Source organism: Bacteroides sp. GM023, from assembly GCF_014750685.1.
In the GTDB taxonomy this organism is placed as follows: domain Bacteria; phylum Bacteroidota; class Bacteroidia; order Bacteroidales; family Bacteroidaceae; genus Bacteroides.
Genome location: NZ_JAAXGE010000001.1, coordinates 66,173 through 81,320, shown reverse-complemented (window position 1 = coordinate 81,320; position 15,148 = coordinate 66,173). Strand labels below are relative to the sequence as shown.

Annotated in this window: 9 protein-coding genes and 1 pseudogene; all 10 read left to right on the top strand. The window is 45.0% G+C overall.

Annotated features, from left to right (window positions below; genetic code table 11):
• Position 1: 1 nt before the first annotated feature.
• The 10 genes and pseudogenes from HC965_RS00320 to HC965_RS00280 all read left to right on the top strand — a co-directional run bounded on the left by HC965_RS00320 (position 2) and on the right by HC965_RS00280 (position 15,145).
• Positions 2 to 682 (top strand): hypothetical protein, encoded by a 681-nt coding sequence (locus HC965_RS00320; RefSeq protein ID WP_191029553.1) that lies wholly within the window; start codon positions 2 to 4, stop codon positions 680 to 682.
• A 43-nt stretch (positions 683 to 725) separates the two neighbouring features.
• Positions 726 to 2,600 (top strand): alpha-L-fucosidase, encoded by a 1,875-nt coding sequence (locus HC965_RS00315; RefSeq protein ID WP_191029552.1) that lies wholly within the window; start codon positions 726 to 728, stop codon positions 2,598 to 2,600.
• 23 nt (positions 2,601 to 2,623) lie between these two features.
• A pseudogene (locus HC965_RS26810) lies at positions 2,624 to 3,037 on the top strand (GNAT family N-acetyltransferase); the annotation flags it as partial.
• Between the two features lie 3 nt (positions 3,038 to 3,040).
• Positions 3,041 to 3,583: a GNAT family N-acetyltransferase gene (locus HC965_RS26805; protein WP_370539956.1), complete on the top strand. Its 543-nt coding sequence runs from the start codon at positions 3,041 to 3,043 to the stop codon at positions 3,581 to 3,583.
• A 516-nt stretch (positions 3,584 to 4,099) separates the two neighbouring features.
• The gene (locus HC965_RS00305; RefSeq protein ID WP_191029550.1) at positions 4,100 to 4,972 is read left to right on the top strand and encodes an electron transfer flavoprotein subunit beta/FixA family protein; all 873 of its coding nucleotides are present in this window, start codon (positions 4,100 to 4,102) and stop codon (positions 4,970 to 4,972) included.
• A 2-nt stretch (positions 4,973 to 4,974) separates the two neighbouring features.
• A complete protein-coding gene (locus HC965_RS00300) occupies positions 4,975 to 5,994 on the top strand; it encodes an electron transfer flavoprotein subunit alpha/FixB family protein (RefSeq protein WP_191029549.1) in 1,020 nt (339 codons plus the stop codon).
• Between the two features lie 6 nt (positions 5,995 to 6,000).
• Positions 6,001 to 7,707, top strand: a complete 1,707-nt coding sequence (locus tag HC965_RS00295; protein ID WP_191029548.1) for an acyl-CoA dehydrogenase family protein — start codon at positions 6,001 to 6,003, stop codon at positions 7,705 to 7,707.
• Between the two features lie 153 nt (positions 7,708 to 7,860).
• Positions 7,861 to 9,609, top strand: coding sequence for a rhomboid family intramembrane serine protease (locus tag HC965_RS00290; RefSeq protein WP_191029547.1), 1,749 nt, complete (start codon positions 7,861 to 7,863; stop codon positions 9,607 to 9,609).
• 7 nt (positions 9,610 to 9,616) lie between these two features.
• Positions 9,617 to 10,036: a hypothetical protein gene (locus HC965_RS00285; protein WP_191029546.1), complete on the top strand. Its 420-nt coding sequence runs from the start codon at positions 9,617 to 9,619 to the stop codon at positions 10,034 to 10,036.
• A 48-nt stretch (positions 10,037 to 10,084) separates the two neighbouring features.
• Positions 10,085 to 15,145, top strand: a complete 5,061-nt coding sequence (locus HC965_RS00280; protein WP_191029545.1) for a DUF4132 domain-containing protein — start codon at positions 10,085 to 10,087, stop codon at positions 15,143 to 15,145.
• Positions 15,146 to 15,148 lie beyond the last annotated feature (3 nt).

The following is a 15,148-nucleotide window of genomic DNA, read 5'->3' as shown; positions in this document are numbered from 1 at the left end:
AATGAAAAAACATATTGTACTTATTGCCCTCCTATTTTGCACAGCCTTTGCACAGGCACAAGAAGTTTTTGTAAATGCGGACTTTGTCAGCAGCTATATTTGGCGTGGTATAGACAGTGGTAATGCAAATGTGCAACCTTCACTCGGCCTCAACTGGAAAGGACTGACCGTTTATGCATGGGGCTCTACCGAATTTCGTGAAAAGAATAATGAAATAGACCTTTCATTGGAATATGCCTATAAAAACCTGACTCTTTACGCCAACAACTATTTTACCCAAACAGAGGATGAACCTTTCAAATATTTCAATTACAACTCACACTCCACCGGACATACTTTTGAAGTAGGTGCCGGATATATGTTAAGCGAGAAATTCCCGTTATCAGTAAGCTGGTACACTACATTTGCCGGAAATGACTACCGGGAAAACGGGAAACGCGCCTGGTCCAGTTACTGCGAACTGAGCTATCCGTTCAGTGTAAAAGAGGTAGATTTGAGTATCGAGGCTGGATTTACCCCTTGGGAGAGCTTCTACTCTGATAAATTCAATGTAGTCAACGTCGGACTATCCGCAACGAAAGAAATCAAAATAACATCCAGTTTCTCTTTGCCCATATTCGGAAAGCTGATAGCCAATCCTTACGCGGAACAGGTTTATTTTGTATTCGGAATTACACTCTAGCAAATTAATTTATCTATTTAATAATTTATTAATTATCACCCCCATGAAAAAACACTCTCTTATTTTCTGCGCAGGAGTTCTTCTACTAAGTGCCTGCCAACCGGCAAAAGCACCGGAAGCTATCTTGCCCATCCCCGAAGCTAAACAGGTAGAATGGCAAAAGATGGAAACCTACGCTTTTGTACACTTCGGACTTAACACATTCAACGACCGCGAATGGGGATACGGAGATTCCGACCCTAAAACATTCAACCCCGCCAAACTGGATTGCGAGCAATGGGTACAAACCTTTGTAAAGTCCGGAATGAAAGGAGTTATCCTGACAGCCAAGCATCACGATGGTTTCTGCCTTTGGCCTACCCAACTGACAGAGTACTGCATTCGCAACACTCCGTATAAAGATGGAAAAGGTGACATCGTCCGTGAGCTATCGGATGCCTGCAAAAAGTACGGCATCAAATTCGCTGTTTACCTGTCTCCATGGGACAGGCATCAAGCCAATTATGGTTCTCCCGAATACGTAGACTACTTCTATAAACAACTCAATGAACTACTGACCAACTACGGTGACGTTTTTGAAATCTGGTTCGACGGCGCTAATGGCGGTGACGGCTGGTACGGCGGCGCAAAAGACAGCCGTACTATCGACCGCAAAACTTATTATGATTATCCGAGAGCTTATAAGATGATTGACGAACTGCAACCACAAGCGGTTATCTTCTCCGATGGTGGCCCGGGTTGTCGCTGGGTAGGCAATGAGAAAGGATTTGCCGGAGCGACCAACTGGTCTTTCCTTCGTGCCGGAGAGGTCTATCCGGGTTATCCCAACTATCGCGAATTGCAATACGGTCATGCCGACGGCAACCAGTGGGTAGCTGCCGAATGTGACGTTTCTATCCGTCCGGGATGGTTCTATCACCCCGAAGAAGACGACCGTGTGAAAACAGTGGACGACCTGACCGATTTGTATTACCACAGTGTAGGACATAACGCAACCTTATTACTGAACTTCCCCGTTGACCGTGACGGATTGATTCATCCGACAGACTCTGCCAACGCCGTTAATTTCCACAAGAACGTGCAAAAACAACTGGCAAACAACCTATTGGCAGGTCTTTCTCCTAAGGCATCGGACGAACGAGGTTCTGCATTCTCTGCTAAAGCTGTCACAGACAATGATTACGATACCTATTGGGCTACTAACGACGGAGTAACGTCTGCCACTATCGAATTCAACTTGCCTCAACCGGAGAAAATCAACCGTATGATGTTGCAGGAATACGTACCTCTCGGACAGCGTGTAAAATCATTCGTAGTAGAATATAACCAGGAAGGTGAATGGCTTCCCGTGAAACTCAATGAAGAAACAACAACCGTTGGTTACAAACGTCTTCTCCGTTTCGAAACAATCACGACCGATAAGATTCGTGTCCGCTTCACAGATTCACGTGCTTGTCTTTGCATCAATAATATTGAAGCATTTTATGCAGGAGAAACTTCAGACACATACACCGCAAAAGCGGAAGAACTGAAGAGTTTCCCGTTCACTATTAGCGGAGTAGACGCGGAAGAAGCTCAGAAAGGTATGGATAAGAACGACCAAACGACCTGTTTCATCAATGGAAATACAGTCTTGATTGACTTGGGAGAAGAGCGTACAATTACTTCATTCCATTACCTTCCCGACCAAAGCGAATATAATAAAGGTGTAATCGCCGCATATGAAATATCTGTCGGAACGGATAGTAATGCAGTCAATCAAGTAGTAGCGAAAGACGAATTTTCTAATATAAAGAACAATCCGATTCTACAATCCGTCTACTTTACCCCAGTCAAAGCCCGCTATGTTCAGTTGAAAGCAACACGGATGATACATGACGGAGAACCGATGGGAATAGCCGAGATTGGCATACAATAACATAGAAAATAAATAGATATGCTATGATACGAAAATTAGAAAAAAATGAATATCACGCCGCCGTTGAGTTATCTCTCCAGGTATATGTGGAATGTGGTAAAGCAGATTTCGATGAAGAAGGTCTGAATGCTTTCAAAAGTTTTATCTATGATGAAAAGCAGATTGACGCACTTGCCCTGTATGGAGCTTTCGAGAACGATGGAGAACTTGCAGGTATTATCGGAATAAAAAACAGCGGCAAACATATTTCATTATTTTTCATAAAGCCACAGTATCATAGAAAAGGGTTAGGAAAAGAGCTTTTCTCCTATGCTATAAATGATTGTCCTTCAGTAGAAATGACGGTAAACTCTTCCAGTTATGCTGTTCCTTTCTACCAAAGCCTGGGATTTATAGTCATGGGAGAAAAGCAAACCGTTCAAGGTATATCCAGTATTCCCATGAAACGTTGTCATACCATTATCGCAAAAAAAGAGAACTATATACTTCGCACATGGCAAGCTGAAGATGCAGCGTCATTATCCAACTATCTGAATAATAAAAAGATTTGGGATAATTGCCGTGACGGTCTTCCTTATCCTTATAGCAAGGAAAACGCAAAAGCCTTTATTGACATGCCACAGAGGAAAGAAGGTATTCATGACTTCTGTATCGAGATAAACGGGGAAGCAGTCGGAAATATTGGTTTTGTACCTTGCGCAGACGTAGAACGCTTTAACGCAGAAGTGGGCTACTGGCTTGCAGAACCTTATTGGAATCTAGGAATCGTGACTGATGCTTTGAAAGAAGCTATCAACTATTATTTCGCACACACAGATAAGGTACGTGTATTTGCTACCATTTTTGAACATAACATTCCTTCCATGCGTGTATTAGAAAAAGCGGGATTCGCCAAAGTCGGGATTCTACGAAAGGCTATTTTCAAGAATGGAATCTTTATAGATGCACATTATTATGAGTTATGCAAATCAGTAGTTGAATAAGAGTAAAATGGTGCATAAATGAGCCAAAGATGCTATCGCTGACAATAGCTCGTCAATATGCAGCTTTTATTTCCTCTTCTCACCTATATTATTTTCTTCATAGCCTAATGAGTTTTCGTTCAACATATGTGGAACGATAGTTCAACAGTTGTAGAGCGTTCGTTCAACAGTTGTAGAACGAAAACTCGTTAGGCTATGAACTATATATCAATAAGGAAGCAATTACCTAAAAGTAACTAATTAGTTCATTACTGATAATTGACTCACAACCGTACCCAAATGAGCAAAAATAAATTCGATAAACGCATCGCCAACCCTAAACCAAATCTACAAAAGCTCCTCTTCATTTGCTCAAAATCCTTAAAGTTGTGCATTTTTTACTCGGTTTTCTTGTCAGAACCAAGTGTTTGACTAATTTTGCACGCTGATAGTTAACCGGATAGTTTGGATAGCAAGATATTACTACTTGACTACTGGCTGCTAACTTGTAGAAATACTAATACTAAAATTTATAGCATGAGTTTGAAAATTGTTGTATTGGCAAAACAAGTTCCCGACACACGTAATGTTGGGAAAGATGCCATGAAAGCCGACGGAACGATTAACCGTGCGGCACTTCCCGCCATCTTCAACCCCGAAGACCTGAATGCTCTTGAGCAAGCGCTTCGACTGAAAGATGCTCATCCAGGCTCTACCGTAACCATCCTGACAATGGGACCGGGACGGGCAGCCGACATTATTCGTGAAGGACTTTTCCGTGGTGCAGATAACGGTTACTTGCTGACCGACCGTGCTTTCGCTGGTGCAGATACACTGGCTACTTCTTACGCACTGGCTACTGCCATCCGCAAAATCGGTAACTGTGACATTATTATCGGTGGTCGTCAGGCTATCGACGGTGATACCGCACAGGTGGGTCCTCAAGTAGCAGAGAAGCTGGGATTGACGCAAATCACATACGCAGAAGAAATTCTGGAAGTGGGTAAAGACAAGATTAAGGTGAAACGTCACATTGATGGTGGTGTTGAAACAGTAGAAGGCCCGTTGCCTATCGTGATTACCGTAAACGGTTCTGCAGCTCCCTGTCGTCCGCGCAACGCGAAACTGGTTCAGAAATACAAACACGCAAAAACTGTTACTGAAAAGCAGCAAGGTAATCTTGATTACACCGACCTGTATGACAAGCGCGACTATCTGAATCTAGCGGAATGGAGCGTATCCGACGTAAACGGTGATCTTGCACAGTGCGGTCTGTCCGGTTCGCCGACAAAAGTGAAAGCCATCCAGAACATCGTGTTCCAGGCTAAAGAGAACAAAACCATCAGCGGCAGTGACCGTGACGTGGAAGAACTGATTGTTGAACTGTTAGCTAACCACACCATCGGATAATCATGAATAACTTATTTGTATATTGCGAAATAGAAGAAGGTAACGTTTTGGACGTTAGCCTCGAACTTCTGACCAAAGGTCGTTCGTTAGCCAACCAGTTGAACTGTCAGCTCGAAGCTGTGGTTGCCGGAAGCGGCCTCAAAGAGATTGAAAAACAAATCCTTCCTTACGGAGTAGACAAACTTCACGTTTTCGACGGCGAAGGGCTCTATCCTTATACTTCACTTCCTCACACTGCCATCCTTGTGAACCTCTTCAAAGAAGAGCAACCGCAAATCTGCCTGATGGGTGCTACCGTTATCGGTCGTGACCTCGGTCCGCGTGTTTCTTCTGCTTTGACCAGCGGACTGACTGCCGACTGTACTTCACTTGAAATCGGTGACCACGAAGACAAAAAAGAAGGTAAGACTTACAAGAACCTGTTGTATCAGATTCGCCCGGCATTCGGCGGTAACATCGTAGCTACGATTGTGAACCCGGAACACCGTCCGCAGATGGCAACCGTTCGCGAAGGTGTGATGAAGAAAGAAATCCTCTCTCCTACTTATCAGGGAGAAGTGATTCGTCACGACGTGAAGAAATATGTAGCCGATACGGACTATGTAGTAAAAGTAATCGAACGCCACGTAGAACAAGCGAAGAACAACCTGAAAGGTTCTCCGATTATCATATCCGGTGGTTACGGTGTAGGTTCAAAAGAGAACTTCGACCTATTGTTCGACCTCGCTAAAGAACTTCACGCAGAAGTAGGTGCCAGCCGTGCTGCTGTCGACGCAGGTTTCGCCGCTCACGACCGTCAAATCGGCCAGACAGGCGTAACGGTTCGTCCGAAACTCTATATCGCTTGCGGTATCTCCGGACAAATTCAGCATATCGCCGGTATGCAGGAAAGTGGTATCATCATCTCTATCAATAACGACCCGGATGCTCCTATCAACACGATTGCCGATTACGTAATCAACGGAAGTATCGAAGAAGTTGTGCCGAAGATGATTAAGTATTATAAACAAAATAGCAAGTAAGGAAAGATGGCTAATTATTATACAGACATACCGGAACTCAAGTTTCACTTGAACAATCCGATGATGAAACGTATTTGCGAACTCAAAGAACGCAATTACAGAGATAAAGATGAATTCGACTATGCTCCGCTGGACTTCGAAGACGCTGTAGACTCTTACGACAAAGTGTTGGAGATTACAGGAGAAATCACAGGAGAAATCATCGCCGCCAACGCAGAAGGCGTGGACGAAGAAGGCCCTCACTGTGCCAACGGTCGTGTAGAATACGCTTCAGGAACCAAAGAGAACCTGGACGCTATGGTCAAAGCCGGCTTGAACGGTATGACTATGCCACGTAAATTCGGTGGTCTGAACTTCCCGATTACTCCGTACACTATGTGCGCAGAAATTGTGGCTGCTGCCGACGCAGGCTTCGGTAACATCTGGTCTTTGCAGGACTGTATCGAAACTCTGTACGAATTCGGTACAACCGACCAGCACAGCCGTTTCATCCCTCGTGTGTGCCAGGGCGAAACCATGTCTATGGACTTGACTGAACCGGATGCAGGTTCCGATCTTCAAGCAGTGATGCTGAAAGCGACTTACAGCGAAAAAGACGGCTGCTGGTTGCTGAACGGTGTAAAACGTTTCATTACCAACGGTGATGCTGATATTCACCTCGTGTTAGCCCGTTCTGAAGAAGGAACAAGAGACGGTCGCGGTCTTTCTATGTTTATCTACGACAAAAAGCAAGGTGGTGTAGATGTACGTCGTATCGAACACAAGCTCGGTATCCACGGCTCTCCTACTTGCGAATTGGTATATAAGAACGCTAAAGCCGAACTTTGCGGTGACCGCAAACTCGGTTTGATTAAATACGTAATGGCTTTGATGAACGGCGCCCGTCTGGGTATTGCCGCACAATCCGTAGGTTTGAGCCAGGCTGCTTACAATGAAGGATTGGCTTATGCCAAAGACCGTAAGCAATTCGGTAAAGCGATTATCGATTTCCCGGCAGTATATGACATGCTCGCTATCATGAAAGGGAAGTTGGATGCCGGACGTGCATTGTTGTATCAAACAGCCCGCTACGTAGACATCTACAAAGCGCTGGATGACATTTCCCGCGAGCGCAAGCTGACTCCCGAAGAACGCCAGGAGCAGAAGAGATATGCCAAACTGGCCGACAGTCTCACTCCGCTTGCCAAGGGTATGAACTCTGAATATGCCAATCAGAATGCCTATGACTGTATTCAGATTCACGGTGGTTCAGGCTTCATGATGGAATACGCTTGTCAACGCATCTATCGCGACGCACGTATCACCAGCATCTACGAAGGAACAACCCAGTTGCAAACCGTAGCCGCTATCCGTTACGTGACAAATGGTTCTTACATCGCTACTATCCGCGAGTATGAGGCAATTCCTTGCTCACCGGAAATGGAACCGTTGATGTCCCGTCTGAAGAAAATGGCTGATAAGTTCGAAGCAAGTACGAACGCTGTGAAAGAAGCACAAGATCAGGAATTGCTGGACTTCGTTGCCCGCAGACTGATGGAAATGTCCGCTGACATCATCATGTGTCACCTGTTGATTCAAGACGCCAGCAAATCTTCTGAGCTGTTCTCCAAATCTGCACATGTATATTTGAATTATGCAGAAGCAGAGGTAGAAAAGCATACAAATTTCATCGAGAACTTCGATAAAGAAGACTTGGCTTTCTACAAAAAGTAACAGATTAGCTACTAATAATAAAAAAAGCATCCTCTTCTCACGAAGCGGATGCTTTTTTATTTGTCATATTCTGTCATTTTTCATTATTATTCTATACATTTGTCAGGGAGATAAGTAAATTTTTAATCAGTAACCAGAGATAGAGAAAGAAATATGGCATTGAAACCTTCATATGATGACAAACTGCACATATCAGGATTATCAAACACGGAAATTCTTATATTAGCTCTTGAGGCTTCTCAAAAACTTGAATGGAATATTGAAGAAATAGCTCCGGAATGGATCCGTTTTGAAGTCCCCATAAATATGCACACCAGCGGAGAAGAAATAACTTTCACTCTGGAAAAGGAAGGTGACGGAGAGGTATCCATCCACAGCGAATGTACGTCCATGCAATTTGTTGATTATGGAAAGAACAGGAAGAATATCCAAAAGCTACAAGAGATGATGGAAGAAGTTAGAGCTACCCTTCCCTCGGAAGAACTTATCCAAAAAGCAAATAAGCTGAAAGAAGAATTTAACCGTCCGCTCACAGAAGAAGAAAAAGCATATATGGAAGAGGAAAAGAAAAAAGGTTCTCTCTTGTCTTTCTTCATTCCACGCAAAGGATTTATAGCAACGCCTATCCTGATAGACATCAACATTCTGGTATTTATCCTGATGGTTACTTCGGGAGTAGGAGTCTTAGAACCCAGCACATTGGCGCTGTTAAAGTGGGGAGCAGACTTCGGACCGCTGACTCTTACAGGCGACTGGTGGCGTACGGTGACCTGCAACTTCATTCACATCGGTGGTTTCCATCTTGCGATGAACATATATGCCTTCATGTTTGTCGGCCTTTTCCTGGAACAACTGATAGGAAGCCGCCGGATGTTCGCTTCTTATCTCCTGACCGGGCTATGCTCGGCCGTATTCAGCCTATATATGCATGCCGAGACAATCAGCGCCGGAGCTTCCGGGGCAATCTTCGGACTCTACGGTATATTCCTCGCCTTCCTCTTATTCCACGGCATTGCCAAAGAACAACGAAAGGCATTACTAACCAGTATCCTTATTTTCGTCGGCTATAATTTGGTTTATGGGATGAAAGAAGGAATTGATAATGCAGCACATATCGGCGGATTATTAAGCGGCTTCCTACTGGGAATTGTTTATGTATTCAGCTATAAGTTCGAAAAAGCCGATGCACGGCGAACCATATCCATCATCGGAGAACTTGGCATATTCTGCATATTCCTATTCAGTTTCATTATGCTTTGCAAGAATGTCTCGCCCCTGTATCAAGAGATACGTCAGGAGTGGAACAGCGGAATCGTAGAAGCCTATCTTAACGGAGAACTGGAAGAAGACAACGAGGATGATTCGGCTATGAGTGCTTCCGATGATTCTTCCGGCAGGCAGTTTCCTTCATATGTTCCCGTGGGTAATAACGATACATGGCTTTCTTACTACGATGCAGAAACCAAATTCAGTTGCCAATATCCTACCAACTGGACAAAAATAACAGGAGCAAAAGGGTTAACACCCAACGCACGGCCGCCGTTGCTCAAACTTGTCAACGGAGCTAGCCAGTTGACTGTTACGTCCCTTGCCTACGATACGCAGAAAGAATTTGAACATACGAAAGAATTATTGCTCACTCTCCCGCGAAATGCACAGGGACAACCATCGGAAGATTATAAGCAGAGCAATGTCAATATCAACGGACTATCCATGACAAGGACTACCAACCCTTTGCATATTGGCGCTCCCGACGAACCGGGAGAAGATATACAACAAATTGTATTACAATATTTCCAAGAGAGTAATAAAAGAATCTTTAGTATTGTCATGCTCGTCTATGACGAAGAAGCGGAACCCGATTTAGAAGCCATCGCATCAAGTATTCAGATAACTAAATAAAGAGAATATGAGAGTATATATCCAAGTCAAACAATTAGGAAAGCGGAAGTGCGGTATTGAAAAGATTCCCGTCGATTTTCCTGCTCCACCTGCCCATGTACAGGAGTTGATAGAAGCCATCGTCAGTTGGCAAGTCAGTGAATACAACGAACGCTTGCAACAAAGCGAAGTGCTGAAATACCTCACCCGGGAAGAAGTGGAAGATAAAGCTGCTTCCGGCAAGGTAGGTTTCGGGGTAAATTACAACGGCAAGCCCGCCGCAGAAGCCGAAGCCATCACAAACGCCTTGCAATCCTACGAAGACGGAATTTTCCGTATCTTCATCGACGACGAGGAAGCGGGAGATTTATCCTCTCCTATCCTAGTGAAAGAAGAATCCACACTGACTTTTATCCGGCTAGCCATGTTGTCAGGAAGATTGTGGTAATTCATATCCCATAAAAGAAAAGAAAACACTTAAAAAAACAATAGAATCATGAGACTCATTTATAATGAAGCATTAAATAAACGGATACTTCCGTACTTGGAGAAATTAACCAAGAAGAAAAGTAGTTTGGATAAAGAGACCGGCGTCTTGTTTGATATATTTATGCTATACTTTGATATGGATACCCGGTATGGCACATATAGCGACAAGCTGGAACCTTGCGTTATAAGTATTATCAAGGAAGAGAAAATCAAGAGCGTAGCCAATCTTTTCGACGGAAAACTGAACAAGCTGCTCCGTTATTTATTAGGGGATGAATACGCACATCTGTTCCACACTTATTTGAAGCTCAAAGCACATTGCCCATACACACTAGGATATTCAAGACGGTCACAACGCGCCATCAATCCCTATCTGCACTTCTCTCATGTGATAGACGCGCTGACGCAATTCCTAAAACTACGCGCTACCGGATTCACAGACCAAGTCATACTGAACGGTGGAAATACGCCGGAAGAAATAGAAGCCTACAGGGACAGCATGAACTGTCAGAACTGGATGGCAGCCCAAATAGCAGAAGGCAACCAAGCCGTCATTGACTACCTGCACAACGTACTGACCAGTGAGAATAACGCTAATCGCCTTAATCAAGGACATCTTAAAGCTATCGCAATAAGCGGACACCGTCCATTACTGGAACTAGAAGGAAAATTACTTTTGGCGGCCAAATTACAAGAAGGACTCCGACAGGCCATCATGGAAACAATGGACGAAGGATGTCCCGAAAGTTATATCTATCTGCTCTCGGTGATTTACGACAACGGGCTGCAACGCTTTGCTTCCGTGAAACGGGGCATCGCAGTCAGCACGGGAATCGGAGAGCAGGACAGCAGCGAGCGTATCAACAATAAATATGTAGAACTAATCCTGAAATTCCTGAAGAATCAGGACGAGGCACGCAAAGCCCTTCAAAGCAAAGATAGCATCGAACTTTATCTGGCTTTATGGAGCATCGGATTTTATAATACAAACGATATTCAGGCACTTGCATCGGACATCATCAAGAACGGTGTCAAACATCAAGTGCAGACCTACCTTTATTTCCTGCGTTGTACGCAACACTCCGCCATGAGTTATTGTATCAGCAAAGATGCCTTTGAAAAGTGGCATAATGACCCGTCGGTCGTGGCAGGTATCCTCCCACTCTATCTTTCTGATTTTTACCTTAGCCGGTATGGTGGACGTGAAGACCCGAAACTCACCGATTACTTTGAGAACAGGGAAGAAGCCGTGCGCCATTACGGATATCTGAAACAAATCTATCAGTCCATCTCCGCAAAAGAAACCTATGCTCCTTATATATTCCCGTGGGAAAGCACACAGCTCACCCAGTCGGAAGTGGTTCTCAAAATGGCATATATCAATTGGATGCTGAATGATTCTGCCATGAAAGATGACCTTTGCAGTTATCTGGTGTCCTTAGATTCTTATATGCGGGCAAGCTATATCGGCATCGTACTGAATCCGCCCAGCAGTCCGCTGCAAGAAGAATATATATTACAATCACTGGGTGACCGTTCTCTCGATGTGCGCAACGAGGCTTACAAAGTTTTGTCTGAAATGGCCTTATCGCCCGAACAAAATCAGAAAGTGGAAGAGTTGCTTCGTTTCAAATATAGCGAGATGCGTATCAACGCTATCAACCTGCTGATGAAACAGCCGAAAGAAGAACTGGCCGGCAGCATCCGACGATTGATTACAGACAAAGTGGCCGAACGCCGCTTGGCGGGACTGGATATGATGAAGACAATTCATAATGTAGAATTTCTGCAAGACATCTACCAGGAACTTCTTCCCGCCATCAAAGAGATTCAGAAACCGAACGCAAAAGAAAAGGTGCTGATAGAATCTTTGATTGGTGACGGAACGGAGAAGAAAGCCACGCAGCACTACACCAAAGAAAACGGTTTCGGTCTGTACACTCCTGATTTCGAAGTAAGCCTGCCGGAAATTGCGCCGGACAAAGGATTCAATGTCAAGAAAGCATTCGAGTTTATCGGCTTCGGAAGAGCCAAACTCACTTTCGAAAGATTGAGTAAATACATCGCCGCACACAAAAACGACGAGTTTAAAAACGACTACGGGGAAGCACGCCTGGTGGGCAACAGTGTGTTGATGAAATGGAGTAACTATGGCGGTTTGAGCGGTCTTGGACTCCCGGAACTCTGGCAGGATTTCTACGAACGTGAAATCGGAAGTTACGAGAAATTAATGATGATGAGTTTCATGCTTGCATCGACAGGCGTTGCCCAGGATAATGACGACTACGACGAGGAGGATGAAGAAGACAGAAAAGCCGATATCAAATCAGCCAACAGCTTTGAACCGCTTGTCAACAAGATGTATGCGGGTTTCACCTACCGCGGATTGCAGAAGGTACTCCGGAAGTTGCCTTACTATGAACAAATGGAGGATATTATCGACGCGCTGACGTCTGAATACAGAGACGAAACGGTTTATCAACGAATGGCTGCCAATATGTTGCTCCAACTGACACCCTTACTCGATACAAAGAATATCTTCCGCCAATATACGAACAAACACGCATGGCTCAGAGACAAACTGGAATACGGAGAAAAGCTCATCGTTTATCCGATACACAACAATAAGTTTGTCCAGTTCTGGCTCGACACGCCCCGCAAACAGATAGACGATGCCTTGTTTACCCGCTACTTCACCGTGCGCTATCAGCTCTACAAGCTCACCAACTATATGGAGCACACGCCCGAACTGGAAGAAACCGATTCCTATCTGCAATGCGTGGACTTTGCCCGTGCCTGGATGCTGGGATTGATTCCGACAGAAGAAGTATATCGTGAACTGATAGCCCGTGTCAACTCTCCCGAACAAATCAAGAATATCACCCTGGTATTGAACGAAAATCGCCGCCCTAACGAAAGAGACAGAGAATTGATAACATACACCAAAAACTTCAATTTCTCTCTCTTCCGACCCCTGCTGCAAAAGGTAGTCGACCGTATCCTCGACATCGAACTGTCACGCGGAGATTCCGAAACGCAGGTTACCCGCCTGGCTGAAGAATTGACTTGTGTTTATGGTGCCGAAACGTTTATCCGTATCCTGCAAGCATTCGGCAAAGATACGTTCATACGTGATAGCTATAATTGGAAAAACACCAAACGCGGTGTATTGAGCAGCCTGCTTCATGCCTGCCATCCGCTGGCAACAGACACAAGCGAGCATCTCAAGAAGTTGGCCAAGCAAGCAGAAATCAGCGACGAACGTCTGGTGGAAGCCGCCATGTTCGCCCCACAATGGATTGAACTCACCGAGCAAGCCACAGGATGGAAAGGACTGACAAGCGCAGCTTACTACTTCCATGCCCATACCAACGAGACTTGCGACGACAAGAAGAAAGCAATTATCGCCCGCTATACTCCGATTGACGTAGAAGACCTTCGGGATGGCGCTTTTGACATCGGCTGGTTCAAAGATGCTTTCAAGACGATTGGCAAACAACGCTTTGAAGTAGTCTACAATGCTGCCAAGTATATTTCATGCAGCAACAGCCACACCCGTGCCCGCAAGTTTGCGGACGCCACTAACGGAGCAGTAAAAGCAGCGGATATAAAGAAGGAAATATCAGCCAAGCGCAACAAAGATTTATTAATGAGCTACGGCCTCATCCCACTAGGAAAGAAAGCGGATAAAGAGTTGTTGGAACGCTACCAATTCCTGCAAAAGTTCCTGAAAGAAAGCAAGGACTTCGGCGCACAAAGACAGGAAAGCGAAAAGAAAGCAGTGGGCATCGCCCTGCAAAACTTAGCCCTCAACTCCGGTTACGGTGACGTCACCCGTCTGACCTGGAGTATGGAAACCGAACTGATTAAAGAACTTCTCCCCTACCTCTCTCCGAAAGAAATAGAAGATGTAGAAGTGTATGTGCAAATCAGCGACGAAGGCAAGGCGGAAATCAAACAAATCAAAGCCGGAAAAGAGCTCAACAGTATGCCTGCCAAGCTGAAAAAGCATCCGTATGTAGAAGAACTGAAAGCGGTACACAAGAAGCTGAAAGACCAGTACACCCGCTCCCGCGTCATGCTGGAACAGGCTATGGAAGACTGCATCTGTTTTGAAGAAAACGAGCTTCGCAAACTGATGCAGAACCCTGTTATCTGGCCGTTATTGAGACATCTTGTCTTTATCTGTAACGGACAAGCAGGTTTCTATACCGACGGATTACTGGTGACGGCAAATGCCGTTTGTCTCCCGTTGAAGTCGAAAGATGAATTACGTATCGCCCATCCTACCGACCTGTACGCAAGCGGTGACTGGCATACGTATCAGAAATTCCTGTTCGATAAAGCCATCCGCCAACCTTTCAAACAGGTATTCCGCGAGCTTTATGTGCCTACTTCGGAAGAGGAAGGCGCCACACAATCCCGCCGCTATGCCGGAAATCAGATTCAACCGCAGAAAACTGTCGCCGTACTGAAAGGACGCCGATGGGTGGCCGATTATGAAGACGGACTTCAGAAGATATATTATAAAGAGAATATCATCGCCACCATCTACGCTATGGCGGACTGGTTCTCTCCTGCCGACATCGAAGCTCCGACATTGGAATATGTCTGCTTCCACAACCGCAGGGACTACAAACTGATGAATATCTCGGAAATTCCACCCGTTATTTTCTCTGAAGTAATGAGAGATGTGGACTTGGCGGTCAGTGTAGCCCATGCCGGAAGCGTAGACCCGGAAACCAGTCACTCTACTATCGAAATGCGCAGCACGTTGGTGGAACTGACTATGCCTTTATTCCATCTCAACAACGTGAAGGTAAAAGGCAACTTTGCCCATATAGAAGGCAAACTGGGTAAATACAACATCCACCTGGGCAGCGGTGTGATTCATCAGGAAGGCGGTGCACAGATTGCAGTTCTTCCGGTACATTCGCAAAGCCGCGGACGCCTGTTCCTGCCTTTTGTAGATGAAGACCCGAAAACGGCGGAGATATTGACTAAGATTATCTTCTTTGCAGAAGACAATAAGATAAAAGACCCGAGTATCCTGAACCAAATCAAATAAGGA